Below are 25,557 nucleotides of genomic sequence, written 5' to 3' on the forward strand. Positions count from 1 at the left end.
ACGCGGGTTCTGAAGTGAGACGACAATTAGTATTGGAGCTTCAGGCTCACGGCCACGCTGCGGCCGGGCGCCGAATACGCGTCCTTGAGCGTTGAGTTCTCGGCGAGGTTGCGAACGTCCGACCAGTTCCAGTACCGGCGGTCGAACACGTTGTAGACGCCGGCATAGACCGTGGCGTGCTTGTTGATGTGATAGCCACCCGACAGGTCGAGCACGACCGACGACGGAGGTGCCCAGCAGTTCTGGTTCTGCTGCGTACCCGACGTACAGGTCTTCGCGATCTGGCCTTGCGACTTGGCGGCCTGGAAGAGCAGGTCGGCCTGTGCGAACCAAGTACTGTTCGGCTCGTAGCGCACGCCGAGCACCATCGAGAACGGGTTGACGGTGTTCAGCGGCTGGCTGGCCGATCCGTCATCTTCGGTCGTGCCATGCGTGTAGGCCATGGCGGTACGCAACGTCACCCCTGACTTGAGCGCCCACGTGGCCCGGCCTTCCCACCCCTGAATGCGGGCGCGGCTGAAGTTCACGTACTGATAGATGAGGGGATCGTTCGGTCGACCCGAGCCGCTAATGTTCTGCTGCGAAATGAAATTGCGGTAATTGCCCGCGAACGCTGCCGTGCTGTAAGTGATCGGGCCGAGCGTGGTGGCCAGGCGTCCGCGCAGACCCAGCTCGACCGTGTCGCTGGTTTCGGGCTTGAGGTTCGGGTTCGCGATCGACATGTAGCCGAAGATCGGATTCGAGAAGCCATTGTTGACCTGATCCGGTGTGGGCGTGCGGAAGCCCCGCGCGTATTGCACGTACGGAATCAGCGAAGGGGCGATTTCGTACATGATCGCCAGGCGCGGCGAGAAGGCCGAATCGTTGGACGAGGTCGGTTGCACGCGCGTGCCCGAGCTCGTTTGCGACACGTACAGCGGGTCGTTCTGCTTGGGCGATAGCCAGTACGCGTCGTATCGGATGCCGGGCGTGACGGTCAGCGAACCATAGCGAATTTCATCCTGGAGATAAGCGCCGAAAAGCGTGTAGTCGGTGTCGGGGAAAGCCTTGTTCGGGAACGATTCGCCCACGCCCGGCACGGTGCCGTTTCGATAGCTGGTGATGTACGCGAGGCTTGCATCGGTGCCATACACGAGCTTGTGGGCGAACGGGCCGGTCACGAAGTTGCTCTGTGCCTGCAGCGAGCCACCCACGGTGCGTTCCTTGTACGTGTTGTCACGCGTGCGATCGCCCGCCGTGCGCTTCTCATAGGAATACTGACTGTTTTTGGCGTCCTGAAAGTAGAGCAGGGCGTGAAGGTTCTGCACATAGGCTCGCGACGCGTCGTTGAAGTCGTAATCGAGGCTGATGCGATTGCGCTCGAGGCGGTCGCTGGTGGTCAGGCCGAGGGTGGTCGGCGGGCTGATCGCCGACAGCACGTTCGAATCCACGCGGCGGCGCACGTTCTCTCCCGTGAGCTTGAACGTGGAGAATGGCGTGGCCTTGAAGACCAGCTTGCCGAGTACCGAGTTGCCGTTGGTGTCCTGGGGGTTCGCGGTGGTGCGTGCGGTGCTGGCCGAATTGTTCGTGCCCTTGCCGTCGAGCTCATGCCCCTTGTTGCCGTCGACGATCACCATGCCCTGCCATTGCTCGCCGCCCCACGCCGCCTGGGCCGTCGTGCCGAAGCTGCGGTCCATCGAGTTGTAGTACGGGCGCAGCGAGAAGTAGGTCGACTTGCCGAACACGTCGAGCAGGTCTTGCGGGTCCTTGGTGAGGAAGTTCACCACGCCGGTCAGGCCGTCGCTGCCGTAAAGCGAGGAGGCCGGGCCGCGCAGGATTTCGATGCGACGCAGCAGGTCCATGCTCATGTAATCGCCGCGCCCCGCTTCGAGTGGGCCGAACGCATACGACGAGGGCATGCGGATGCCGTCTTCGAACAGCGCGACACGGTTGCCTTCGAGGCCACGGATGTTGATGCTGGCGTTGCCGTCGCGGCCCCCGCCGGCGGCTGCGGAGGCGGGGCGATACGGCGCGCGGCGCACCGTCACGCCCGGCTCGTAGCGTAGCGCCTCCTTGATGTCCTGCGCCTGCTGCTCCTCGAGATCCTGATCGGTGATGACCGAAATCGACGCCGGCGTGCGCTCCGCTTCAGTGGGCGTGCGTGTTGCCGTTACGTTGACCTCGCGCAGGTTGGCTTCCGCGAGCTGCAGCGATGCCACGGGCGCCGTCTGCGCGAGTTGCAGCGTGCGGTTGGCGGTGGCTGCCGGATCTGCTGGATCCGCCTGGACCGATCGCGTTGCCTGCGCCGCGTGGCCGGTCAGGGCCCGACCATCTGCCGGCGCCTGCTGAGCGAAGGCGGCGGGCCACCAGAAGGCGGCGAGCACCGCGCCGGCCAATGGTTGAAGACGCCGACGACCGGCGCGGGTCGGATGGCGTCGCGACGATGGTGCGGCGAAGCCCGGATTCGCGCCGTGTCCCCGGCGCAAGGTCATGGAAAATGCGCGGCCCCCGCCGCTCGACGACTGCTTCACTGCTGGCTCCCAATGCTAGAAAACCCCGTTTCTGGCTGGCGAGCGCTCGTGGCAGTCTGCGTGCGAACAACGCCGGAATCGACGCTGTGAGACACGCTGGCAGGCGCGGCTGGCGAAATGTTTCGTGCCACCCGGCCGCGGATGTTCGGCCTTGGGACGAAATGCTTTTGATGAAACTCAAATGAGAATCATTTGCATTTTTAACGAAGATGCTTGTTCACGTCAAGGGCGTTGTCGCACAAAGTCGACAGACGGACGGGATTGGAAAGGCGCGCCCGTCAGATCGGCAGGCTTGTGTCGAACTTGATCTCGCGCAGCACGACGCTCGTTTTCACGTTCGCCACGGCGGGCAGGCGGAAGATGTGCTCGTGCAGAAACGCGTCATAGGCCTTGATGTCCGGCGCAACGATCTTGAGGATGTAATCGGCTTCTCCGGTGGTGCTGTAGCACTCCGTGACTTCAGGGCAGGTGCGGATTTCGCGTTCGAATTGCTCCGTGCCGCCTTCCGTGTGACGCGTGAGTTGCACGTGGGCGAGTGCGCATACGTGCAGGCCCAGCTTTTCGCGATCGAGCAGCACCGTGTAGCGCTGGATCACGCCGCTCTGCTCCATGTCCTTGATCCGTCGCCAGCACGGCGTGGCCGACAATCCGACGTTTTCGGACAGTTCCTGCGCCGAACGGCGTGAGTCGATCTGCAACAGCCGGAGAATCTGCCGCGCGAAATTGTCGAGTAGTTCCATTTCCCAGATCCGTATTTTTCGAAATGAACGTTTCTTATTGTGCGCCAAAAGGAGTGAAATAGTAAAAATCTTTCTCCTGCCTCCCCATACACTGCTTGCATAACCGACGCGGCCGGGTGCGATCCGCACGCGGTGGGTCGAGATCAACAGAACACATGCCCCCGAAGCCCGGCCATTGCCCTCGTCTGTCCTGACCTGGCGCGCGCTGCGGGGATCAGGAGATACACGATGAACGCCCCCATGCGCGCCACATTGGCGACGCCCACGGCCAACCCCCTGGCCCATCCCGACTACCAACTCTCCGACGCCCTCACGGCGCGTCGCGGGCAGATTTTCCTGACCGGCACGCAGGCGCTCGTGCGCATCCTGCTCATGCAACGCCAGCTCGACGCGGAGCGCGGCCTGAATACGGCGGGGTTCATCAGCGGCTATCGTGGCTCGCCGCTCGGCGGCGTGGACCAGCAACTGTGGAAGGCGAAGAAGCTGCTCGACGCGGCGAACGTCAAATTCCTGCCGGCCATCAACGAAGAGCTCGGCGGCACCGCAGTCATGGGCACGCAGCGGGTGGAAGCCGATCCGGAACGCACGGTCGAAGGCGTGTTCGGCATGTGGTACGGCAAGGGCCCGGGCGTTGATCGCGCGGGCGACGCGCTCAAGCACGGCAATGCGTATGGCGCGTCGCGTCATGGCGGCGTGCTCGTGGTCGCGGGGGACGATCATGGGTGCGTGTCGTCGTCGATGCCGCACCAGAGCGACTTCACGATGATGTCGTGGAGCATGCCCGTGCTGAACCCGGCGGACATCGGCGAGCTCGTCGAATTCGGACTGTACGGTTACGCGCTGTCGCGTTTTTCCGGCGCGTGGGCGGGCCTGAAGGCCATCTCCGAGACGGTCGAATCGCGAGGCACCGTCGATCTCGACAAGATTCGCACCGACTGGGCCGAGCCGCAGGACTACGTGGCGCCCGCGGGCGGGCTGCACAATCGTTGGCCCGACTTGCCGAGTCTGGCGCTCGAGGCGCGTCTTGCCGACAAGCTTGATGCCGTGCGGGCCTTCTCGCGCGTGAACAGCATCGACAAGTGGATCGCGCCGGCGCCGCATGCCGATATCGGCATCGTGACGTGCGGCAAGGCTCACCTCGACCTGATGGAGACGCTGCGCCGCCTCGACATCACCGTGAGCGATCTGGAAGCCGCCGGCGTGCGCATCTACAAGGTGGGCTTGTCGTTCCCACTGGACATGTCGCGTCTGGACGCGTTCGTCTCCGGGCTCAGGGAAATCCTGGTGATCGAGGAGAAGGGCCCGGTCGTTGAGCAGCAGATCAAGCAGTATCTCTACAACCGAACGACGGGCACGCGCCCGATCGTGCTCGGTAAGACCGACGCCGATGGCCGTGCGTTGCTCTCGGCACTTGGCGAGCTGCGGCCGTCGCGTGTGCTGCCGGTGTTCGCCGAGTGGCTCGCGAAGCATCGGCCGACGCTCGATCGCCGCGAGCGCGTGGTCGATCTGGTGGCGCACGGGATCCTGTCGAACGCGGCCGACGGCGTGCGCCGCGTGCCGTACTTCTGTTCGGGGTGCCCGCACAACACGTCGACGAAGGTGCCGGAAGGCTCCATTGCGCAGGCGGGCATCGGCTGTCACTTCATGGCCTCGTGGATGGATCGCGACACGACCGGCCTGATCCAGATGGGCGGTGAGGGCGTGGACTGGGCGGCGCACTCGCACTTCACGAAGCGGCCGCACGTGTTCCAGAACCTGGGCGACGGCACGTACTTCCATTCGGGCCTGCTCGCGATTCGACAGGCCGTGGCGTCGAAGGCAAACATCACCTACAAGATTCTCTACAACGATGCCGTGGCCATGACCGGTGGCCAGCCGGTCGACGGTTCGATCTCGGTGCCGCAGATTGCGCGTCAGGTCGAAGCGGAGGGCATCGCGAAGCTCGTGGTGGTGAGCGACGAGCCGGAGAAATACATCGGCCACGAAGGCCAGTTCCCCAAGGGCACCACGTTCCATCACCGCAGCGAGCTCGACGCGGTGCAGCGCGAGCTGCGCGAAATCCCGGGCGCGACCGTGCTCATCTACGATCAGACGTGCGCGGCCGAGAAGCGTCGTCGTCGCAAGAAAAACGAATTTCCGAATCCGGACCGGCGTCTGTTCATCAACGAAGCCGTTTGCGAAGGTTGCGGCGATTGTGGCGTGGCGTCGAACTGTCTGTCGGTGGAGCCGGTCGAGACCGCGCTCGGACGCAAGCGTCGCATCGATCAGTCGTCGTGCAACAAGGACTTTTCGTGTGTGAATGGCTTTTGCCCGAGCTTCGTGTCGGTCAAGGGCGCGCAATTGAAGAAGGCGCTCGCCGCCGCGTTCGATCAGGCGGCATTCGAGCATCGTCTGAATGCGCTGCCGCAGCCGGCGGCACTTGCCGGTGATGCGCCTTTCGACATCATGGTCACGGGCGTGGGCGGCACGGGTGTGGTGACGATCGGCGCGCTCATCACGATGGCTGCGCATCTGGAGGGAAAGAGCGCCTCGGTGCTCGACTTCATGGGTTTCGCCCAGAAGGGGGGTGCGGTGCTGTCGTTCGTGCGGTTCGCGAACACGCCGCAAGCGCTCAATCAGGTACGTATCGACACGCAGCAGGCCGACGTGCTGCTCGCGTGCGACATGGTGGTGGGCGCCAGTGCCGACGCATTGCAGACCGTGCGGCGCGACCGTACGCGCGTGGTCGTCAACACGCATGCGATCCCGAACGCGACGTTCGTGCAGAACCCTGATGCCAGCCTGCACGCGGACGCCCTGCTGGCGAAAATGCGTCATGCGGCCGGTAACGGCAAGCTCGACACTTGCGACGCACAGGCGCTCGCGCAGCGCTTCCTGGGCGACACGATGGGCTCGAACATCATCATGCTCGGCTACGCGTGGCAACTGGGGCTGGTGCCGGTGTCGCTGCACGCGCTGCAACGCGCCATCGAACTGAACAACGTGGCGGTGCCGATGAACCAGCTGGCGTTAGCGATCGGGCGACTGGCCGCCGGCGATCCGGCCGCACTGACCGAGACCACGGCAAAGGCGGCGCACGCGCCGATGCATGCGCCGGTCGCGGACGACATGACGTTCGATGCGCTCGTCGCGCATCGCGTGGAACTGCTCACGCAGTACCAGAGCGCTGCGTATGCCGCGCAATTCACCGCGTTCGTGAAGCAGGTGGTCGATGCGGAGACGCGCGTGGCCGGCGCGCCGGGCCGTCTGTCGCGCGCCGTCGCGCAGCAACTCTCGCGTTTGATGGCTTACAAGGACGAGTACGAAGTGGCGCGCCTGTATGCGCAGAGCGCCTTCGCCGATGCGCTGGGCGAGGCGTTCGAAGGCAAGCCGGGGCGCGATTTCCGTCTCGAGTTCCACATGGCACCGCCGCTCATCGCGCGCGGCAAGGACGGTGCGGTGCCGAAGAAGGTGACGATCGGGCCGTGGCTGTGGCCGGTGTTGCGTGGCATGGCGAAGTTGCGCGGCTTGCGCGGTGGCGCGCTCGATGTGTTCGGCTACACGCTGGAGCGTCGCATGGAGCGCCAGTTGATCGCCGACTACCGCACCACGATCGAACGCGCGTTGGCGGGGCTGACGGCTGACACGCTGGCGGATGTCGTGGCGCTTGCCGAAGTCCCCGCAAAGATTCGCGGTTACGGCCATGTGAAGCTGGCGAATCTGGCGATGGCCAAGCGCGTCGAGGCGACGATCGCCGCCCGTCTGGGCGTGACGCCTGCCACCGGCGACGCCGTCGAGCAGGCCCTCGCGCATGCCCGTCATACCGGAAAGTCGCTCAAGGGTATTCCGGTGGTGACGGCGCGCTGAGCGTATCCGTCCGCTAATCTGGTGCATGAAACGGGGGCTTCGGCCCCCGTTTTTCATGGGTCCGCAGGATGCCTCGCCGTGTTCGGCGCGAGGGTTTCTGCACCATCACGCGGCCGACGCGATACCATTCGGGAGTTAAGGTTGATGCAACTGGGCGAACCGGACGCCCCGTGGCGTGGCTCAGGTAACATGCCGCCCACCGCCACAGGACTTCGGGTATTGCCATAAGCGATTGATTACGGAGAGGAAAATGAGTGTTTCGAAGGCACCTGCGGATCGCAAGGTGATCCTCACGGGCGACCGCCCGACGGGGCCGCTGCATCTGGGTCACTATGTCGGCAGTCTGAAGAACCGCGTGGCCTATCAGAACGAGTACAAGCAGTTCGTGCTGGTGGCCGACGCACAGGCACTTACCGACAACACGGACGATCGCGGCAAAGTGCACCGCAACGTCTCGGAAGTCGCGCTCGACTATCTGGCCGTCGGCATCGATCCCGACGTGACGACCATCTGCGTGCAGACCTGGCTGCCCGAGCTGACCGAACTCACCTTCTACTACCTGAACCTCGTGACGGTCGCGCGGCTCGAGCGCAATCCCACGGTCAAGCAGGAGATCGTGCTGCGCAACTTCGAACGGGATATCCCCGCGGGCTTCCTCACCTATCCGGTGAGCCAGGCGGCGGATATCACGGCGTTTCGTGCCACGCTCGTGCCGGTGGGCGAAGACCAGTTGCCGATGATCGAGCAGACCAACGAAATCGTGCGTCGCCTGAACCGTCTGGCCGATCGCGAGATCCTCGTCGAAACCAAGGCCCTCGTGCCGCCCATCGGACGCCTGCCCGGCATCGACGGCAAGGCCAAGATGAGCAAGTCGCTCGGCAACGTGATCAACATTTCGTCGACGCCCGACGAAATTCGCGCCGCCGTGAAGAAGTGCTACACCGATCCGCTGCACCTGAAGGTGGAAGACCCCGGTCACCTGGAAGGCAACGTGGCATTCGCCTATCTCGATGCCTTCGACGAAGACAAGGAAGGCCTGCAAGCGCTCAAGGATCACTACGTGCGCGGCGGTCTGGCCGACTCGAAGGTGAAGGCGCGCCTGGAAGAGCGCCTGCAGGAGTTGCTGCGCCCGATGCGCGAGCGCCGCGAGCAGTTCGCCAGGAACCCGGACTACGTGTGGGACATGCTGCGCGCAGGCACCGAACGTGCTCGCGAAACCGTCTCGCAAACGCTCGACGATGTGCGCTCGGTCTTCGTCACGCCGGGTTGGAAGAAGTAATGTTCAGGAGTACATAGCAAATATCGACGGCATCGCTTCCGGCGAGGCTGACGATGAAAAGAGGGCAGGTCGTGATTTCACGGGCTGCCCTTTTTGCATGGGGCGCGACGTGGCGAGGCCCGGCCGTGCTTCACTGCGCGGAAGGAGGCACTGGGCCAGCCTCGGCCCGGACATCGGTGTCGGTGTCGTTGGCGGTGTCCAAATCGTCGTCGGGGTCGCTTGCCGTGTCGCTGTCGGTATCCGTGTCGAGATCCAGTCCGGCAAAGGCTCGGCGAATCTGCTCGTTCGTCGGCAGGAGCGAGAACGCGTAGTTGTTCAGTTGCTTGCACTCGGCCAGCGATGCCTGGAATCGCGCCTCCTGTTCCGGGCTCAGCGTTACGCCGCTGCGGGCCATATCTTCCCTTTGGGCCGTGAGGGACGCGATCTTCTGGAGAATGACCTCCTGGTTCTCGCGGAAGCGGTTCAACTGCACCCGGCATTGCATGATGTCATCGGTCAGGCGCATGGCGCTGGCGAGCTGGTGACAACTTTGCGCCGCGCCGGACGGGGCGGGAGGTGGTTGCGGCGGCGGCAGGGCGTCGTTGATGTTGGGCATGGATAATCTCTCCGGTAAAGGGGAACGGACTCGTACATCATTTGCCTCGTCTGGGCGTCGTGCTCCCCAGCGCGCCGCCCAGATGGTCCAACTGCTCGACAACCCGCGTCTGCGTGCTCGACGCGGTCGTGATGTCGTCGTTGAAATGTACGGCCACGCGTCGTGCGGTGCCTTGCTCGTGATTCAGGTCGTACCGTCGGTGCGTTTCGATTTCCCGATGGATGTCGCGATGCAGGTGCTCGACCGTCTTGATGCATTCGGCCAACTCGCTCCAGCCGGGGTTGCGGGTGTAACCCACAATGCTGAAGATGCCGTTGCCGGTCGCCATCAAACCGGTGGCGGTCGCGCCGATTTTCAATCCGAGGCCCAGTCCAACGAGCGCGGGCAGCATTGGCGGCAGGAACATCGAGGCGATGCCAAGCGACGCCGTCACCAGCGCGAGGCCGAGCAGGATCGCAATCTTTGTTTTCCAGCGTCGCCGCTCCGGCGGAATTGCGGCCTCGGCCTTGGCTAGGAAGTTCTCGATGTGCGGCTCGGCCACGCGCAGAACCAGTCCGGCCGCGTCGAACGCCGCCGCGAGCTGGGCCCGTGCCCGTTTCGATGCCCTGCCGCGCGTACTGCCCCGAAGGGTGCGGCTTTGGACGTCGAGGCGACGCAACGCGCGCGCGGTCAGGCGGATCTGTGCCACCGCCCGGTCGAGTTCCGAGAGCACGGTCAGGGCGGCCTTCGCGTTGGGCGTCAGGGTAGCGTGATCGGTCGCGTGACGCTGGCCGCCCACCGAGCGCCACGACCCCCAGGGGGCCTGTCGCGATCGATAAATCCGGGCGATCGCTGTCTCGAAGCGAAGCATCAGGCGATCGATGCTGTCGGGGCCGTCGACCTGATGCGACTTCACGCTCGCGATCAGTTCGCTGAGTTCGCCGAAGGCTTCCGGCAGCGGTGCGACCGCCAGATCGCAACGCAACTCCCTTGCCATGGCCGCCCAATCGTTGCCGATCTCGCGCAGGCCGCTCGTGATGGAGGCGCGCAGCGTCTCCATGGTTTCGGGGTCCCGCGGCAGCGGCGTGTCCGGACTTCGCTGCCGCACGCTCACGCCCTGCCAATCGTTGCGAGCCGGCGCGGCCGAGGCGTCCTTGAACCAGCCGTTGTCAACGACCGGAGGCATGCAGGGAAATTCGAGAGGCAACAGAACATTCGTCATGATCGGGGGCTCACGTTGTTCTTGTGATGCCAGACTAGGTCACGATCCGTCGGGTCTCTTTCACTTTTCGCGCACCGCCGCGCGGTCGAGTTACGAAAAAAAACGCCGCGATGTCTTCACATCGCGGCGCTACGTCTTTCGCTTGTCGTGCTGTGTCGTCGCGGGTGTTCGAGATGCCCGTCGCCGAACGTCGCCCGAACGATTACTGCGGCTGCTTGGCGACCTTCCCGTCCTTGAACACCCAGCGAATGCCTTCGCCCTGGCCAGTGAGCACGTCGATCGATTCGAGCGGATTCCCATCCACGACCAGCACGTCGGCCAGCGCGCCGGCGGCGATCACGCCCAGTTCACCCACGCGATTGAGAATCTCCGCGCCGATGACCGTGGCCGAGCGCAGCGTCTCGGCCGTGCCGAGCACGTCGGCGCGAATCGTGAGCTCGTCGGACTGGTACTTGTGCATGTCGCCCAACAGGTCCGAGCCAAAACCCATCTTCACGCCCGCGTCGCGATAGATCGTGAGCGATTCGCGTCCGGCGCGCTGCACGCTTTCCACTTTCGCCACCGACTCCGGCGGCAGGCCCAGCGAGGCGCCGTCCTTGGCGAGCGCGTCGTAGGTCACGAGTGTGGGCACGACATACGCGCCCTTCTCGGCCATGAGCTGCGCGGTTTGCACGTCGCACAGATTGCCATGCTCGATGGTGCGCACACCGCAGCGCACCGCGCGTGCGATCGCCTTCGGCGTGTACGCGTGGGCCATCACATAGGTCTGCGCGGCTTCCGCTTCGGCCACGGCCGCGCGGATCTCATCTTCCGAATATTGCGTGTTGGCGATCGGATCGACCGGCGACGCCACACCGCCCGAGGCCATCAGCTTGATCTGCGTTGCGCCTTTCTGGATTTCTTCCCGCACGGCCAGGCGAATCGGATCGACGCCGTCGACCACGCGCCCGATCGCGCCCGCGCGAAACGCGCACGAGCACGGCTCCAGCGTGTCGCTGCGCGGACGGAAGTCGCCGTGTCCGCCCGTCTGCGACAGCGCCTTGCCCGAAGGAAAGATGCGCGGACCCGGAATCACGCCCTGCTCGATCGCCTGCTGCAACGCCCAGTCGGCGCCGCCCGCGTCGCGCACGGTCGTGAAACCGCGGTTGAGCATGCCCTGCATGATGGGCAGCGACTTGAGCACCGTCAGCACGTTCGGCTGGCTGGCATTGGTGCCGAGATTCGGGTGCGAGGCGAGCACGTGCACGTGGCAGTCGATCATGCCGGGCATGACGGTCTTGCCGGTGACGTCGATCACCGTCGCACCGGGAATGTCGAGCGGCGTGGCGCTGACCGCGGTAATGCGCGCGCCGTCGATGGCGACGTCGTGACGTTCGAGCAGACGGCCGGCAGCCGCATCGAGCACATTGCCGCCGCGAAGCAGGGTAATGGACATGGTGGGGTTCCTTGATGAAATGCAAAAAGGCGCGCCATTCGATGCGGCGCGCCTTTGGGGGGGAAGACTCAGGCCTTGTTGACCTTGGGCAGGGGCTTCACGAAGCGCGTGCCGATCAGGCTGATGGCGGCCGCGACGATCACGTAGATTGCCGGGGCCATGTTGCTGCCCGTGCGGGCGATCAGCCAGGTGATGATCAGGGCGGCGAACCCGCCGAAGATCGTCACCGCGAAGTTGTAGGCGACCGACAGGCCAGTCGACAGCACCTTGGCCGGGAACAGCTCGGCGAATGCCGCGAGAATCGGACCGGTGTAGCACGCGATGAGCAGGCCGAACACGATCTGGAACGCGAGCAGCGAGTGCAGGCCCGGCGCCACGTTCAGGTAAGTGAACATCGGCCATGCAAGCAGCAGGATCAGCAGTGCAGAACCCGACAGGAACGGGCGACGGCCGAAACGGTCCGCCAGGCGGCCCACGACAGGTGCGAACACCAGGATCATCGCGCCACCGACCATGCCGGCGGTGAAGCCGTACGACGCGGGCAGATGCAGCACGCGCTGGGCATACGTCGGCATGTAGAACAGCAGCACGTAGGTGCAGATCGTCCAAAGCACGACCATGGAGAAGCTGGCGAGTGTCTCGCGCGGATACTGCGAGAAGACGTCGCGCAGCGGCGTGTCGGATTTCTCCGCGTGCTGGAACGTGGGCGTCTCGTCGATCTTGTTACGGATGTAGAAGCCGACCGGGCCGATCAGCATGCCGACGATGAACGGCACGCGCCAGCCCCACGACTCGAGCGACGCCTTGTCGAGTTCGGTCGTCACGAACGTGCCCACGGCGGCGCCGAGCAGCACGGCGAAGCCGATGCTCGACTGAATCCATGCCGAATAATAGGCGCGCTGGTTGGGCGGTGCATATTCGGTCAGGAAGGCCGTTGCGCCGCCCATCTCGCCACCGGCCGAGAAGCCTTGCAGCAGACGTGCCAGCACGATGATGAGCGGGGCTGCCAGACCGATCTGGTCGTAGGTCGGTGCCAGACCGATCATCGCGGTGCCGGCGGCCATGAGCAGAATGGTGAGCGAGAGTGCGGCCTTGCGACCCACGCGGTCGGAATAGATACCGAGCACGATGCCGCCGACCGGACGCATGAAGAAGCCCACGCCAAACGTCGCCACGGCGAGCAGGAACGACGACAGATCGTCGCCGGTGGGGAAGAACTGCTTCGCGATGATGGCCGCGAAGAAGCTGTATACGGTGAAGTCGAACCACTCCAGGCCGTTGCCGATCACCGTCGCCACGATCGCGTGACGGCGCTGGCGGGCCAGGTTGTCTTGAGGCACTGCGTAGGTCGCCTGCATCTGGGTCTCCCGGGGGATGGATGGCGTCCGTCGCGTGCTTTGCAATCACGTCATGCCGGTAATACGCCTGCTTTTGTCGAATCATGTGCGCTCGCGGGGCGAAGGCACATGCGCGGATCCGTCACAAAGTAGTGCAGACAAAAAGTCAGGCCAAACGAAAATTACGCATGTTGCCATGCGTGCCGCGCATGGCAACTTTCTCAGGATGGCTCGGACCCTATGCTGGGAAACGGGTTTCGGCGTAAATCCAGTTTCGAAAAATACGCGCTGCGGCATGCTCGTGGCGATCGGCAGGCCACACCAGGTAGTATCCGCCGCCCAGACTCGCGGTGGCGTCGCAGGCGGGCACGAGCAGCCCTGCCTCGAGGCAGGGGTCGATCATGTGCCGCCAGCCCATGACCAATCCGCCGCCTTCGATGGCCATCTGCACGAGCAGCGGGTAGTAATTGGCGCTCACCATGCGAGGGAATTTCGGCACGCTCACGCCCTGCAGCTCGAACCAGTCGGGCCACGACATCCACTTGCGCTGACCGTCCTCGATGAACAGGAGCGTCTCGTTGATGAGGTCGGCCGGCGCGAGCTTGCGTCCGTCGAGATACGCGGGGGAGCACACTGGAAAGACTTCCTCGTCGAACAACCGTCGCCCGGCGAAATCGGGCGGCAGGTCGTTGCGAACGTAATACACGCCCAGATCGAACTCCGACGCGGCCAGCGTCGTGAGGCCGTCTTTGACGATCACCCGGATCTTGATGTCGGGGTGCGCCGCGCGAAAGCGCATGAGCTGCGGCGTCATCCACAGCACGGCCACGCCGGACGAGCATGCCACCGTGAGTTCGAGGTCGCCGCGCCGCTTCATCAGGTCGGCCGTCGCTTCGGCGCACTCGCCGAGCAGACGCTGGATCTGCTCGGCGTAGCGTTGACCGGCGACGGTGAGACGAAGCGTGCGGTGTTCGCGCGTGAAGAGCGCGCGCCCGAGAAACTCTTCGAGCTGCGCGATCTGTCGGCTCACGGCGCTTTGCGTGAGATTGAGTTCCGCTGCCGCCCGGGTGAAGCTCGCGTGCCGGACGGCGGCGTCGAACGCGATCAGACAATGCAGCGGCGGCAGCGGAGAGATAGGCATGCGCGGTGAACGAAGGGGGCGATCAGCGCTTGCCGACCATCTGCTCGGGGCGCACCCAGGCGTCGAACTGCTCCGCCGTCACATGACCCAGCGCCAGCGCGGCGGCCTTGAGCGTGGTGCCTTCCTTGTGCGCCTTCTTCGCGATTTGCGCAGCCTTGTCGTAACCGATGTGCGGGTTGAGCGCGGTCACGAGCATGAGCGATTCCTCGAGCAGCGAAGCGATGCGCGCGCGGTTCGGCTCGATGCCGATCGCGCAGTTGTCGTTGAAGCTCACGGCGCCGTCGGCGAGCACGCGCACGCTTTGCAGGAAGTTGTGGATGAGCATCGGCTTGAACACATTGAGCTCGAAGTTGCCCATCGAGCCGCCGATGTTGATGGCCACGTCGTTGCCGAGCACCTGGCAGCACAACATCGTCATGGCTTCGCACTGGGTCGGATTCACCTTGCCAGGCATGATCGAGCTGCCCGGTTCGTTCTCGGGAATCTGCAACTCGCCAATGCCGCAGCGCGGGCCGCTGGCGAGCCAGCGTACGTCGTTGGCGATCTTCATCAGGCTCGCGGCGAGGGTCTTGAGCGTGCCGTGCGCATGAACGATGGCGTCGTTCGCGGCAAGCGCCTCGAACTTGTTCGGCGCGGTGACGAAGGGCAGTCCCGTGTCCCGCGCGAGCGTGGCGGCCACCTGTCTGGCGAAGTCCGGGTGGGCGTTCAGGCCGGTGCCCACGGCGGTGCCGCCCAAGGCGAGTTCGGCCACATGGGGCAGTGCGTCGTCGACATGCTTCAGGCCGTGGTCGATCTGCGCGACCCAGCCCGAGATTTCCTGGCCGAGCGTGAGCGGCGTGGCGTCCTGCAGGTGGGTGCGGCCGATCTTGACGATGTCGTCATAGGCGCGGGCCTTGGCCGCAAGCGTGTCGCGCAGCTGGCCCACGCCGGGCTTGAGATGGTTCACGAGGGCGTCGAGCGCGGCCACGCTCATGGCGGTGGGGAATACGTCGTTGGACGACTGGCCCTTGTTCACGTCGTCGTTAGGATGCACGAGGCGTTCCTCGCCACGCACGCCGCCGAGCAGTTCGCTGGCGCGATTGGCGAGGACTTCGTTCATGTTCATGTTCGACTGCGTGCCCGAGCCGGTCTGCCACACGGCCAGCGGGAACTCGTCGTCGTGCCGGCCGGCGATCACCTCGTCGGCGGCCTGGATGATGGCGTCGGCCTTCTTCGCGTCGAGCACGCCGAGGCCCTTGTTCACCTCGGCGGCCGCGCGCTTGACCCGGGCGAGCGCGCGCACCAGCTCGCGCGGCATCTTCTCGGTGGAAATCTTGAAGTTCTGCAGCGAGCGCTGCGTCTGGGCGCCCCACAGGTGGTCGGCGGGTACAGCAATTTCGCCGAAGGTATCGCGTTCCATTCTCACAGACATGATCGACTCCTCGAAGACAGACTTGAATTCTAGAGCGTTGGGCGGGATATGGCTTGGCAGGCCGGCGGGGCGTGCCACGTCACGGGAATGATTTGCGGGGGAGGTCGGCAGCCTAGCGTCGCTTGGGGGCGCCGGGCGAGCCGGGTGTCCGAGGGCGAGGACCTGAGCCGCTTGGATTATGCGCCTGATTCGCGGCGGCGGGACGTTGCGCCGAGGTCGGGAAAGTGTCCGACGCCGAGTTTCGACGCCTATGCGCGGTGCATGGGGGCGCCGAGGTTGTTTGGCGGCGCCCGGATCGCGGCGTCTCCTCACGCCCAGACGGCGGCGATCAGTTGCAGCGCGGCGGCGATGGCAGGCTCGTCGCGGCGTGTTGCGAGCGTGACGAACGTCAGCTCCGTGGGCACGCTCACGCCGTCGGCGATCACCAGACCATGGGCTTGCGCTTCGCGCAGCGCGATCGAGTCGCGTACCAGCGACAGACCGACACCGGATTTCACCAGGTCGAGCATCGACGGCTCCTGATCGACTTCCGCCACCTTCACGGGCGACACTTCCAGGGCGCCGAATACCGCCGAGAGCAGGCGATGGTGGGCCGATTCGGGCGGTGTCCAGATCCACGGCAGGGCCGCGAGTTCGCGCCAGCCGCGACGTGCCACCCGCTCGCGCCAACCCGCGGGCGCGACCACCTGATACGAGAACGGCGTAAGCGTGATGGCATGGAAGCGCTCGGGGTCGGGACGCCCCAGGTAGAAGCCGACGTCCAGCTCGCCGCGCCCGAGTTGCTGCAGCACCGAACCCGACATGCCCTGGCGCAAGGCCGTCTCGATCTGAGGATACGATTCCACGAGGCGTTTCAGGAACGCACCGAGGCGCGTGAATTCCGGATCGAGGATGGTGCCGATGCGCAGGCGTCCGCGCACGGTGTCGCGCAGCGCACCCGCGGCCTGCTGGAAGTCGGCAAGCGCCGCGAGCATGCGCTCGGCCAGCGGCAGCAGTGCCTGTGCGTCGCGGGTGAGCGCCAGACCGTGCGCCGTGCGGGTGAAGAGCGTGAGGCGAAGCGCCTCCTGCAACGCCTTGACCTGAAGGCTGACGGCAGGCTGCGTCAAATGCAGACGCTGTGCCGCGCGAGTGAGATTGCCCTCGCGGGCGATGGCAACGAAGGCGCGAAGGTGGGCGAGTTCCATGGGCGGAAGGCGTCCCGAGGAACGCCCGTCAGAGGCAATATAAGAGAATCTTATATTGCTTTTGATAATTTCTCATTGGATTGCGTGAATCGGCGGCAGTACGCTTGGCCTATTGTGGCGTATACCGTGGGGCAGGCGTCTGGGCAATCGAATGGGCGAGCGCAGGACGCTCGCCGGATTCCGAGGGAAATGAACATGAGCAACGCTGATATTGCGACGGTGCAGCACTTCATCGGTGGCCAGCGCGTGGCCGGCGACGGCGAGCGCTTCGCCGACGTCTTCAATCCCGCCGAAGGTCGTGTGAGTGCGCGCGTGGCGCTGGCCGGCGCGAGCGACGTCAACGCCGCGGTCGCTGCCGCCAAGGCTGCTTTGCCCGCGTGGTCGGAGACGGCGCCGCTCAAGCGCGCGCGGGTGCTCTTCAAGTTCAAGGCGCTGCTCGACGAGCATCAGGACGAGCTGGCACGCATCATTACGCGCGAACACGGCAAGGTGTTCTCCGATGCGCGCGGCGAAGTCACCCGCGGCATCGAGGTGGTCGAGTATGCGTGCGGGGCGCCGAGTCTGCTCATGGGCAAGCACAGCGACAACATCGGCGGAGGGATCGATAACTGGCATTTGCGCCAGCCGGTCGGGGTGTGCGCGGGGATCACGCCGTTCAACTTCCCGGTGATGGTGCCGATGTGGATGTTTCCGATCGCGCTAGCGTGCGGCAACACGTTCGTGCTCAAGCCGTCCGAGCGCGATCCTTCTGCCAGTCTGCTGATCGCCGATCTGCTGCGCGAAGCCGGGCTGCCCGATGGGGTGTTCAACGTGGTGCAGGGCGACAAGGTGGCGGTCGATGCACTCATCGCGCACCCGGATGTGGAAGCGCTGTCGTTCGTTGGCTCCACGCCGATTGCGGAGTACATCTACAGCGAAGGCACGCGTCGCGGCAAGCGGGTGCAGGCGTTGGGCGGGGCGAAGAATCATCTCGTGGTCATGCCCGACGCGGATCTCGATCAGGCAGTCGATGCGCTGATCGGTGCGGCCTACGGATCGGCTGGCGAGCGTTGCATGGCGATCTCGGTCGCGGTGGCGGTGGGTCAGGTCGCGGATCGTCTCGTCGACGCGCTGGTGCCGCGCGTGAAGGCGCTGCGCGTTGGACCGGGCGTGGACGATGCGTCGGAAATGGGGCCGGTCGTCACCGGGGTCCACAAGGCGAAGATCGAGGGCTACATTGCCGATGGCGTGAGCGCGGGCGCCACGCTGCTGGTCGACGGGCGAGGGTTGACGGTGCCGGGGCACGAACAGGGATTCTTCCTCGGCGGGACGCTCTTCGATCATGTCACGCCCGAGATGACGATCTATCGCGAGGAGATTTTCGGGCCGGTGCTGGCGGTGGTGCGCGTACCCGATCTGGCGGCTGCCATTGCGCTCGTCAATGCGCACGAGTTCGGCAACGGCGTCTCGTGTTTCACCAGCGACGGCGGCGTGGCGCGCGCGTTCTCGCGTCAGGTGAAGGTTGGCATGGTGGGGATCAACGTGCCGATTCCCGTGCCGATGGCCTGGCAGTCGTTTGGCGGATGGAAGCGTTCGCTGTTTGGCGACCACCACGCCTATGGTGAAGAGGGCATTCGTTTCTACACGCGCTTCAAGAGTGTGATGCAACGTTGGCCCGACAGCATCGGCAAGGGCGCGGAATTCACCATGCCCGTGGCGAAGTAGGGCGGCCGGGTAACGCCGGATCGACGATTCGATGCGAACAGAACGACAAAAGTGAACCTGGTGCGGGTGGCGGCAGTCCACCTCACTCGGGTGCCGCACCAGTGCCGGCACCGCACCCTGGCGAGTGCCACGCCATCGACGGAGACATGCGGGAATGAGCAAGCAGGCCCCGAAGCAGGAAAGCTTCGATTACATCATCGTGGGCGCCGGATCGGCCGGTTGTGTGTTGGCCAATCGTCTCACGCAGGACCCCGACGTCAACGTGCTGGTGCTCGAGGCTGGCGGCAAGGACGATTATCACTGGATTCACATCCCCGTCGGCTATCTCTACTGCATCGGCAACCCGCGCACCGACTGGCTGTATCGCACGCAGGCCGAAGACGGTCTCAACGGCCGCTCGCTCGCGTATCCGCGAGGGCGGGTGCTGGGCGGCAGCTCGTCGATCAACGGCATGATCTACATGCGGGGGCAGCGCGAAGACTATGACGTGTGGGCCGAAGCCACTGGCGATGACGGCTGGCGCTGGGACAATGTGCTGCCGCTGTTCAAGCGCAGCGAGGATCACTACAAGGGCGGCAGCGAGTTTCACGGTAGCGGGGGCGAGTGGCGTGTCGAGAAGCAACGGCTGTCGTGGCGCGTGCTCGATTCGTTCGCCGACGCCGCCGAGCAGATCGGCATTCCGAAGACGGACGACTTCAACCGGGGCGACAACTTCGGTATTGGCTACTTCGAAGTGAATCAGCGACGCGGCGTGCGCTGGAGTGCCGCGAAAGGGTTTCTGCGCCCGGCGATGCAGCGCCCGAATCTCACTGTGATGACCGGGGCGAGCGTGAGTCGACTGCTGTTCGAGGGCACGCGTTGCACCGGGGTCGCGTATCGCGGCGGCAACGAGGATTTCACGGCGCTCGCGCGCGCCGAAGTGATTCTGGCGGCGGGGGCGGTCAATTCTCCGCACCTGCTGGAAGTCTCGGGCATTGGTGACGGCGAGCGGTTGCGCGGATTCGGCATCGACGTGGTGTCGCATTTGCCCGGTGTGGGCGAGAACCTGCAGGATCACCTGCAGTTGCGCACGGTATACAAGCTGCGCGGCGTGACGACGCTGAACCTCACGGCCAACAGTCTTTTCGGCAAATTGAAGATCGGCATGCAATACGCGTTCGCGCAGCGCGGGCCGATGAGCATGGCGCCGTCGCAGATGGGGGCGTTCGCGCGCAGTCGCGAAGACGTGGCGCGTCCCGATCTCGAATATCACGTGCAACCGTTGTCGCTGGACAAGTTCGGCGATCCGCTGCACACGTTCAACGCGTTTACGGCATCGGTGTGCAATCTCCGGCCGACGTCGCGCGGGCATGTGCATCTTGCTTCGCCGGATGCGCGCGTCGCGCCGAGCATCGCGCCGCGCTATCTGTCGACGGAAGCGGATCTGCGCGTGGCGGCAGACGCGATCAAGCTCACGCGTCGCATCGTGGGCGCGCCGGCGTTCGCGCGCTACGAACCGCGCGAGTATCTCCCGGGGCCGTCATTCCAGAGCGACGAGGCGCTGATGCGTGCGGCGGGAGATATCGGCACGACGATCTTCCATCCGGTGGGCACCTGCCGCATGGGTCGCGCCGACGACCCTGATGCGGTCGTGGACGCGGCGCTGCGCGTGCGTGGTGTACAGAACCTGCGCGTGGTCGATGCGTCGGTGATGCCGGTGATCACGTCCGGCAATACGAACTCGCCGACGATCATGATCGCCGAGCGGGCGAGCGACATGATCCGCGCCGCTCGCAAAGCCGGGCGGTAAGCGCGCAATCGATCGGTACACCGGTGAGCAGGGTGATGGCATCGGTGTCGGCGCTTACCGTGGTGCCCTTGTCTGACGAAAAGCCCGATGTTCGCGAGTCTCGTTGCGATTCCGGATTTCCGGACAATCGCCCAAATCTTACGTAGTAATACCTAATGCAGCGCGCGTGCACCCGCTTGCGCGGGCGGCACACGCGGTGGCGCGCGCTTTTGCGTGTGCCGCAAAAGCCTTGTGCCATAAGGGCTTTGCGCATGCCGCCGGCATGTGGCAGAACGTTCTTGAACGCGTGTGAACATGCGCGTTTCGGAGGGGGTGAAGCTTAGTGCAAATCCCAATGATCGCGTTGCAGCAAACCACACACAATAACGATTCCCTATGTGCGAACGAACCAAGAATTCGACGCCGCATACGGGACGCGGGGCACCTCGCCGACGACGCAACAACATCGCGTCATCTGCCTGCCTTGCGGTTGTCACAGACGATGGTGCCGGGGCCCCACTCATGCCTCGCACCGCCAACCAGGAATGTGGCAGGAGACATGGCGAACAACGATTACATTCTCGAAACCCGCGGGCTCACGAAAGAGTTTCGCGGCTTCACCGCCGTGAACGGGGTCGACCTGCGCGTCGCGCGCGGCACCATTCACGCACTCATCGGGCCGAACGGCGCCGGGAAGACCACCTGCTTCAACCTGCTCACGAAATTCCTCGTGCCCAGCGCGGGCAGCATCACTTTCAACGGTGAAGACATCACCCGCGAGGCACCTGCGCAAATCGCCCGACGCGGCATCATTCGCTCGTTTCAGATCTCCGCCGTCTTCCCGCACCTCACCGTGCTCGAGAACGTGCGCATCGGCCTGCAACGCAATCTCGGCACCGCCTTTCACTTCTGGTGCAGCAGCCGCACGCTGCGACAGCTCGACGAGCGCGCGATGGCGCTGCTCGCTGAAGTCGGCCTCACCGAATTCGCCCATACCCTGACCGTGGAACTGCCCTACGGCCGCAAGCGTGCCCTCGAAATCGCGACCACGCTTGCTATGGAGCCCGAACTAATGCTGCTCGACGAGCCCACGCAAGGCATGGGGCATGAAGACGTCGATCGCGTGACCGCGCTGATCAAGAAGGTCTCGGCGGGACGCACGATCCTGATGGTCGAGCACAACATGAACGTGATCGCGGGGATCTCCGACACCATCACCGTACTTCAGCGCGGCGAGGTGCTCGCCGAAGGGCCGTATCACGAAGTCTCGAAGAATCCGCAGGTGATGGAGGCCTACATGGGCACCGCGGATGGCGAATTGCAGGGGGCTCACGGGTGAGGACGTCTATGTACGGTAATGGCAACGGTAGCGGCGGGGCGAGCGTCCCGGCGCTGGAAGTCGAAGGGCTGCAAGCCTGGTACGGGGAATCGCACATCCTCCATGGCGTGGACCTCACGGTGGGCCGTGGCGAAGTCGTCACCCTGCTTGGCCGCAACGGCGCAGGGCGCACCACCACGCTGCGCGCGATCATGGGCCTCACAGGCAATCGTCAGGGATCGATCCGCATCGCCGGTGAAGAGACGATTCATCTGCCCACATACAAGGTCGCCCACCACGGCGTGGGCTACTGCCCGGAAGAGCGCGGCATCTTCGCGAGCCTGTCGTGCGAGGAAAACCTGCTGCTGCCGCCGTACATCGGCATGCGCGGCAATCGTCGCGAAGACGGCGGGCGCGGCATGTCGCTCGAAGAGATTTATGACATGTTTCCGAACCTCAGGGAGCGACGCCACAGTCAGGGCACGCGACTGTCGGGCGGCGAGCAGCAGATGCTGGCCGTGGCGCGCATCCTGCGCACCGGCGCGAACCTGCTGCTGCTCGACGAGATCTCGGAGGGCCTCGCGCCGGTGATCGTGCAGACACTCGCACGCATGATCACCACGCTCAAGTCGAGGGGCTACACCATCGTGATGGTGGAACAGAATTTCCGTTTTGCGGCTCCGCTGGCCGATCGCTTCTACGTGATGGAGCACGGCAAGATCGTGGAGCGCTTCGGCGCTCCGGAGCTGGAAACGAAGATGCCGGTGCTGCACGAGTTGTTGGGCGTATGAGGTGAGCTACCCGGCGCGCGAGCGTGCCGGGCGATGGACCCAGGCGATCAAATCCACGAAGGAGACGAAGATGACGATGCGGATGAAGGCGTTGGCCGTTGCGGCTGCGTTCGGTTTTGCGGCAATGGCCTCGCAAGCCCACGCCGATGGCAATACGGTGAAGATCGGTTTCATTACCGACATGTCGGGCCTGTACACCGACATTGATGGCCCTGGCGGCGCGGAAGCCATCAAGATGGCCATCGCCGACTTTGGCGGCAAGGTGCTCGGCAAGCCGATCGAACTGGTCACGGCCGACCACCAGAACAAGGCGGACGTCGCGGCGTCGAAGGCCCGCGAATGGTTCGACCGCGGCGGTGTCGACATGCTCATCGGCGGCACCAATTCGGGTACCGGCCTTGCGATGAACAAGGTCTCGGCCGAGAAGAAGAAGGTCTACATCAATGTGGGCGCCGGCACCGACGCCCTCACCAACGATCAGTGTCAGCCGTACGGCGTGCACTACGCCTACGACACCGTGGCACTCGCACGCGGCACCGGCTCGGCCGTGGTGAAGGCGGGCGGCAAATCGTGGTTCTTCCTGACGGCGGACTATGCGTTCGGTCACGCGCTCGAGAAGGCCACGGCCGACGTGGTCAAGGCCAACGGCGGCACGGTCAAGGGCGACGTGCGTCATCCGCTCTCGGCGTCGGACTTCTCGTCGTATCTGCTTCAGGCGCAGTCGTCGGGCGCGCAGGTGCTCGGCCTGGCCAACGCCGGCGGCGATACGATCAACGCCATCAAGGCCGCGAAGGAATTCGGCATCACGAAGAAGATGCAGATCGCCGGTCTGCTTGTGTTCATCAACGACATCCACTCGCTGGGGCTGGACAACACCGAAGGCATGTACCTGACCGACAGCTGGTACTGGGACAAGGACGACAAGACACGCGCCTTCTCCAAGCGCTACTTCGAGAAGATGAAGAAGATGCCGTCGAGCCTCCAGGCGGGCGACTACTCCGCCACGATGACGTACCTCAAGGCGGTGCAGGCTGCCGGTACCACCGATGCCGACAAGGTCATGGATCAGCTCCACAAGATCAAGATCGACGACATGTTCAGCAAGGGCTACATCCGCAAGGACGGCACGATGATTCACGACATGTACCTGATGCAGGTCAAGTCGAAGAAGGAGTCGAAGGCACCGTGGGATTACTACAAGGTCGTCGCCACGATCCCGGGCGAGAAGGCGTTCACGACGGAAGCCGAGTCGACCTGCAAGCTCAAGTAAGCGCAGTCTGAACGCGATGCGTTGAAAGCGGCGGGACGTGTGTCCCGTCGCGACCCTTCTCCCAGAGAATCGATTTCGATGGAATTACTAGGCATCCCCCTGCCGGCGCTGTTGAGCCAACTGCTGCTGGGACTGGTGAATGGCTCGTTCTACGCCATGCTGAGCCTCGGCCTGGCGGTGATTTTCGGTCTGCTCAACGTGATCAACTTCGCGCACGGCGCGTTGTTCATGCTGGGTGCCATGCTCGCCTGGATGGGCGGCAATTATCTCGGCCTCAATTACTGGGTCATGCTGATCCTCGCCCCCGTGGTGGTGGGCATCATCGGCATCGTGATCGAGCGCACCATGTTGCGCTGGATCTACAAGCTCGATCACCTCTACGGCCTGCTGCTGACGTTCGGCATCACGCTCGTGCTCGAAGGTGTGTTTCGTTCGATCTACGGCGTGTCCGGGCAGCCGTTCGATGCGCCCGACATGCTCTCCGGTGCAACCAACCTCGGCTTCATGTTCATGCCGAACTATCGCGCCTGGGTGGTGGTGGCGTCGCTGATCGTGTGTTTCGCCACCTGGTTCGTCATCGAGAAGACGAAGATCGGCGCCTACCTGCGCGCGGGTACCGAGAACCCGAAGCTCGTGGAAGCGTTCGGTGTGAACGTGCCGCTCATGATCACGCTCACGTACGGTTTCGGTGTCGCGCTCGCCGCGTTCGCCGGCGTGCTCGCCGCGCCCGTCATCCAGATCTCGCCGCTCATGGGGCAGTCGATGATCATCACCGTGTTCGCGGTGGTGGTGATCGGCGGCATGGGCTCGATCATGGGCTCGATCATCACCGGTCTGATGCTTGGCGTGATCGAAGGCTTTACCAAGGTGTTCTACCCGGAAGCATCTGCGACCGTGGTGTTCGTCATCATGGTGATCGTGTTGCTGTTGCGCCCGGCTGGGCTGTTCGGCAAACAAAAGTAAGGGGCGGAACATGCAACAACAGACGCAACAACGGGCGCTTTATTCGCTTTTGCTGCTCGCGCTGATCGCGGCGCCCTTCGCGGGTGCCTATCCGGTCTTCATCATGAAGGTGCTTTGCTTCGCACTGTTCGCCTGCGCGTTCAATCTGCTGCTCGGATTCACGGGGCTGCTGTCGTTCGGTCATGCGGCGTTCTTCGGCAGTGCGGGCTACGTGACCGGCTACGCGATTCGCAATCTCGGGTTCACGCCGGAAGTCGGCATTCTCGCCGGCGTGATCGCGGGTGCTGCGCTGGGGCTCGTGATCGGCCTGCTGGCGATCCGGCGCCAGGGCATCTACTTCGCGATGATCACGCTGGCACTCGCGCAGATGCTCTACTTCCTGTGCCTGCAGGCGCCGTTCACCGGTGGGGAGGACGGCTTGCAGGGTGTGCCGCGAGGAAACCTCTTCGGCGTGCTTCCGCTCGACTCTGACCTGACCCTGTACTACGTGGTGCTGGCAATCTGCGCGCTGGGCTTCCTGTTCATCATGCGTATCGTGCACTCGCCGTTCGGCCAGGTGCTCAAGGCGATCAAGGAAAACGAGCCGCGCGCGATCTCGCTCGGCTACGACGTCGATCGCTTCAAGTTGCTGGCGTTCGTGTTGTCGGCCACGCTCGCGGCGCTGGCCGGATCCACGAAAACGGTGGTGCTGGGCTTCGAGACGCTCACCGACGTGCACTGGACCATGTCGGGCATGGTGATTCTGATGACGCTCGTGGGCGGTCTCGGCACGATGCTCGGACCGGTAGTGGGCGCCGTCGTCATCATCGTGCTGGAAAACAAGCTGGGCGATATCGGCGACTGGCTGGCGACGGCAACCGGCGTGGCGTGGTTCCAGACGCTGGGCGAGTCAGTGACCATCGTCATCGGCGCCATCTTCATCATCTGCGTGCTGTCGTTCCGCCGTGGTCTGGTGGGCGAACTGGTGGCCCGAAGCCGGTTCTTCCGGACACTGTCGCAGTCGTCCTGAAGTCCGGTGCGGCAGGGGGCGGGCGCACCGCACTGGGGCGTCCGATCATCACCCT

The 25,557-nt window shown here is 64.4% G+C and carries 18 protein-coding genes; 9 read left to right on the plus strand and 9 right to left on the minus strand.

The annotated features are described in order from the left end of the window. Positions 1-26: 26 nt before the first annotated feature. Together PMO31116_RS08050 and PMO31116_RS08055 are read right to left on the minus strand one after the other, a co-directional pair. A complete protein-coding gene (locus tag PMO31116_RS08050) occupies positions 27-2,471 on the minus strand; it encodes a TonB-dependent hemoglobin/transferrin/lactoferrin family receptor (RefSeq protein ID WP_150566247.1) in 2,445 nt (814 codons plus the stop codon). A gap of 317 nt (positions 2,472-2,788) precedes the next feature. Beyond that, positions 2,789-3,250 (minus strand): Lrp/AsnC family transcriptional regulator, encoded by a 462-nt coding sequence (locus PMO31116_RS08055; protein ID WP_010806630.1) that lies wholly within the window; start codon positions 3,248-3,250, stop codon positions 2,789-2,791. 228 nt (positions 3,251-3,478) lie between these two features. Between PMO31116_RS08055 and PMO31116_RS08060 the strand changes: the two genes are divergently transcribed. Then, the gene (locus PMO31116_RS08060) at positions 3,479-7,096 is read left to right on the plus strand and encodes an indolepyruvate ferredoxin oxidoreductase family protein (protein WP_150566248.1); all 3,618 of its coding nucleotides are present in this window, start codon (positions 3,479-3,481) and stop codon (positions 7,094-7,096) included. A 250-nt stretch (positions 7,097-7,346) separates the two neighbouring features. Continuing rightward, entirely contained in the window at positions 7,347-8,375 is a 1,029-nt protein-coding gene (gene trpS / locus PMO31116_RS08065; protein WP_023872653.1) for a tryptophan--tRNA ligase, read from the plus strand. A 130-nt stretch (positions 8,376-8,505) separates the two neighbouring features. Here the strand turns inward: trpS and PMO31116_RS08070 are convergent, their stop codons facing one another. From PMO31116_RS08070 to PMO31116_RS08100, 7 genes are all read right to left on the minus strand, one after another. Further along, positions 8,506-8,970, minus strand: a complete 465-nt coding sequence (locus PMO31116_RS08070) for a hypothetical protein (protein WP_150566249.1) — start codon at positions 8,968-8,970, stop codon at positions 8,506-8,508. 37 nt (positions 8,971-9,007) lie between these two features. Beyond that, positions 9,008-10,135: a hypothetical protein gene (locus PMO31116_RS08075; protein ID WP_150566250.1), complete on the minus strand. Its 1,128-nt coding sequence runs from the start codon at positions 10,133-10,135 to the stop codon at positions 9,008-9,010. 238 nt (positions 10,136-10,373) lie between these two features. Next, positions 10,374-11,606, minus strand: coding sequence for a metal-dependent hydrolase family protein (locus PMO31116_RS08080; RefSeq protein ID WP_150566251.1), 1,233 nt, complete (start codon positions 11,604-11,606; stop codon positions 10,374-10,376). 68 nt (positions 11,607-11,674) lie between these two features. Next, positions 11,675-12,964, minus strand: a complete 1,290-nt coding sequence (locus tag PMO31116_RS08085; RefSeq protein WP_023598308.1) for an MFS transporter — start codon at positions 12,962-12,964, stop codon at positions 11,675-11,677. Between the two features lie 217 nt (positions 12,965-13,181). Next, positions 13,182-14,084 carry a LysR substrate-binding domain-containing protein gene (locus PMO31116_RS08090; RefSeq protein WP_150566252.1) on the minus strand — a complete coding sequence of 301 codons (903 nt, stop codon included), beginning with the start codon at positions 14,082-14,084 and terminating at the stop codon, positions 13,182-13,184. A gap of 22 nt (positions 14,085-14,106) precedes the next feature. Continuing rightward, positions 14,107-15,495 (minus strand): class II fumarate hydratase, encoded by a 1,389-nt coding sequence (gene fumC / locus PMO31116_RS08095; RefSeq protein WP_150566253.1) that lies wholly within the window; start codon positions 15,493-15,495, stop codon positions 14,107-14,109. Positions 15,496-15,803: 308 nt separating this feature from the next. Further along, positions 15,804-16,679, minus strand: coding sequence for a LysR family transcriptional regulator (locus PMO31116_RS08100; protein WP_150566254.1), 876 nt, complete (start codon positions 16,677-16,679; stop codon positions 15,804-15,806). A gap of 195 nt (positions 16,680-16,874) precedes the next feature. Between PMO31116_RS08100 and PMO31116_RS08105 the strand changes: the two genes are divergently transcribed. The 7 genes from PMO31116_RS08105 to PMO31116_RS08135 all read left to right on the plus strand — a co-directional run bounded on the left by PMO31116_RS08105 (position 16,875) and on the right by PMO31116_RS08135 (position 25,502). Next, positions 16,875-18,383, plus strand: a complete 1,509-nt coding sequence (locus PMO31116_RS08105) for a CoA-acylating methylmalonate-semialdehyde dehydrogenase (RefSeq protein WP_425494771.1) — start codon at positions 16,875-16,877, stop codon at positions 18,381-18,383. A 154-nt stretch (positions 18,384-18,537) separates the two neighbouring features. Then, positions 18,538-20,172, plus strand: a complete 1,635-nt coding sequence (locus PMO31116_RS08110) for a GMC family oxidoreductase (RefSeq protein WP_150566256.1) — start codon at positions 18,538-18,540, stop codon at positions 20,170-20,172. Positions 20,173-20,710: 538 nt separating this feature from the next. Then, positions 20,711-21,490 (plus strand): ABC transporter ATP-binding protein, encoded by a 780-nt coding sequence (locus PMO31116_RS08115; RefSeq protein WP_150566257.1) that lies wholly within the window; start codon positions 20,711-20,713, stop codon positions 21,488-21,490. An 8-nt stretch (positions 21,491-21,498) separates the two neighbouring features. Continuing rightward, complete coding sequence (locus PMO31116_RS08120) at positions 21,499-22,260, plus strand: ABC transporter ATP-binding protein (protein WP_150566258.1); 762 nt, start codon at positions 21,499-21,501, stop codon at positions 22,258-22,260. 76 nt (positions 22,261-22,336) lie between these two features. Continuing rightward, on the plus strand, positions 22,337-23,530 hold the full coding sequence (locus PMO31116_RS08125; RefSeq protein ID WP_023872647.1) for an ABC transporter substrate-binding protein: 1,194 nt from the start codon (positions 22,337-22,339) through the stop codon (positions 23,528-23,530). A 78-nt stretch (positions 23,531-23,608) separates the two neighbouring features. Beyond that, positions 23,609-24,493, plus strand: a complete 885-nt coding sequence (locus PMO31116_RS08130) for a branched-chain amino acid ABC transporter permease (RefSeq protein ID WP_150566259.1) — start codon at positions 23,609-23,611, stop codon at positions 24,491-24,493. A gap of 10 nt (positions 24,494-24,503) precedes the next feature. Continuing rightward, on the plus strand, positions 24,504-25,502 hold the full coding sequence (locus tag PMO31116_RS08135; RefSeq protein ID WP_150566260.1) for a branched-chain amino acid ABC transporter permease: 999 nt from the start codon (positions 24,504-24,506) through the stop codon (positions 25,500-25,502). The last annotated feature ends 55 nt before the right edge of the window (positions 25,503-25,557 follow it).

Origin of the sequence: Pandoraea morbifera, assembly GCF_902459575.1 — a bacterium.
Taxonomy (GTDB): Bacteria; Pseudomonadota; Gammaproteobacteria; order Burkholderiales; family Burkholderiaceae; genus Pandoraea; species Pandoraea morbifera.

Excerpts from the sequence above, each read along its gene's own strand:
- fumC (WP_150566253.1), bottom strand. The coding sequence starts at position 15,495 with ATGTCTGTGAGAATGGAACGCGATACCTTCGGCGAAATTGCTGTACCC.
- PMO31116_RS08125 (WP_023872647.1), top strand. The coding sequence starts at position 22,337 with ATGCGGATGAAGGCGTTGGCCGTTGCGGCTGCGTTCGGTTTTGCGGCA.
- PMO31116_RS08120 (WP_150566258.1), top strand. The coding sequence starts at position 21,499 with ATGTACGGTAATGGCAACGGTAGCGGCGGGGCGAGCGTCCCGGCGCTG.
- PMO31116_RS08130 (WP_150566259.1), top strand. The coding sequence starts at position 23,609 with ATGGAATTACTAGGCATCCCCCTGCCGGCGCTGTTGAGCCAACTGCTG.
- PMO31116_RS08100 (WP_150566254.1), bottom strand. The coding sequence starts at position 16,679 with ATGGAACTCGCCCACCTTCGCGCCTTCGTTGCCATCGCCCGCGAGGGC.
- PMO31116_RS08110 (WP_150566256.1), top strand. The coding sequence starts at position 18,538 with ATGAGCAAGCAGGCCCCGAAGCAGGAAAGCTTCGATTACATCATCGTG.
- PMO31116_RS08050 (WP_150566247.1), bottom strand. The coding sequence starts at position 2,471 with ATGACCTTGCGCCGGGGACACGGCGCGAATCCGGGCTTCGCCGCACCA.
- PMO31116_RS08135 (WP_150566260.1), top strand. The coding sequence starts at position 24,504 with ATGCAACAACAGACGCAACAACGGGCGCTTTATTCGCTTTTGCTGCTC.
- PMO31116_RS08085 (WP_023598308.1), bottom strand. The coding sequence starts at position 12,964 with ATGCAGGCGACCTACGCAGTGCCTCAAGACAACCTGGCCCGCCAGCGC.
- PMO31116_RS08090 (WP_150566252.1), bottom strand. The coding sequence starts at position 14,084 with ATGCCTATCTCTCCGCTGCCGCCGCTGCATTGTCTGATCGCGTTCGAC.
- PMO31116_RS08075 (WP_150566250.1), bottom strand. The coding sequence starts at position 10,135 with ATGCCTCCGGTCGTTGACAACGGCTGGTTCAAGGACGCCTCGGCCGCG.
- PMO31116_RS08060 (WP_150566248.1), top strand. The coding sequence starts at position 3,479 with ATGAACGCCCCCATGCGCGCCACATTGGCGACGCCCACGGCCAACCCC.
- PMO31116_RS08115 (WP_150566257.1), top strand. The coding sequence starts at position 20,711 with ATGGCGAACAACGATTACATTCTCGAAACCCGCGGGCTCACGAAAGAG.
- trpS (WP_023872653.1), top strand. The coding sequence starts at position 7,347 with ATGAGTGTTTCGAAGGCACCTGCGGATCGCAAGGTGATCCTCACGGGC.
- PMO31116_RS08070 (WP_150566249.1), bottom strand. The coding sequence starts at position 8,970 with ATGCCCAACATCAACGACGCCCTGCCGCCGCCGCAACCACCTCCCGCC.
- PMO31116_RS08105 (WP_425494771.1), top strand. The coding sequence starts at position 16,875 with ATGAGCAACGCTGATATTGCGACGGTGCAGCACTTCATCGGTGGCCAG.
- PMO31116_RS08055 (WP_010806630.1), bottom strand. The coding sequence starts at position 3,250 with ATGGAACTACTCGACAATTTCGCGCGGCAGATTCTCCGGCTGTTGCAG.
- PMO31116_RS08080 (WP_150566251.1), bottom strand. The coding sequence starts at position 11,606 with ATGTCCATTACCCTGCTTCGCGGCGGCAATGTGCTCGATGCGGCTGCC.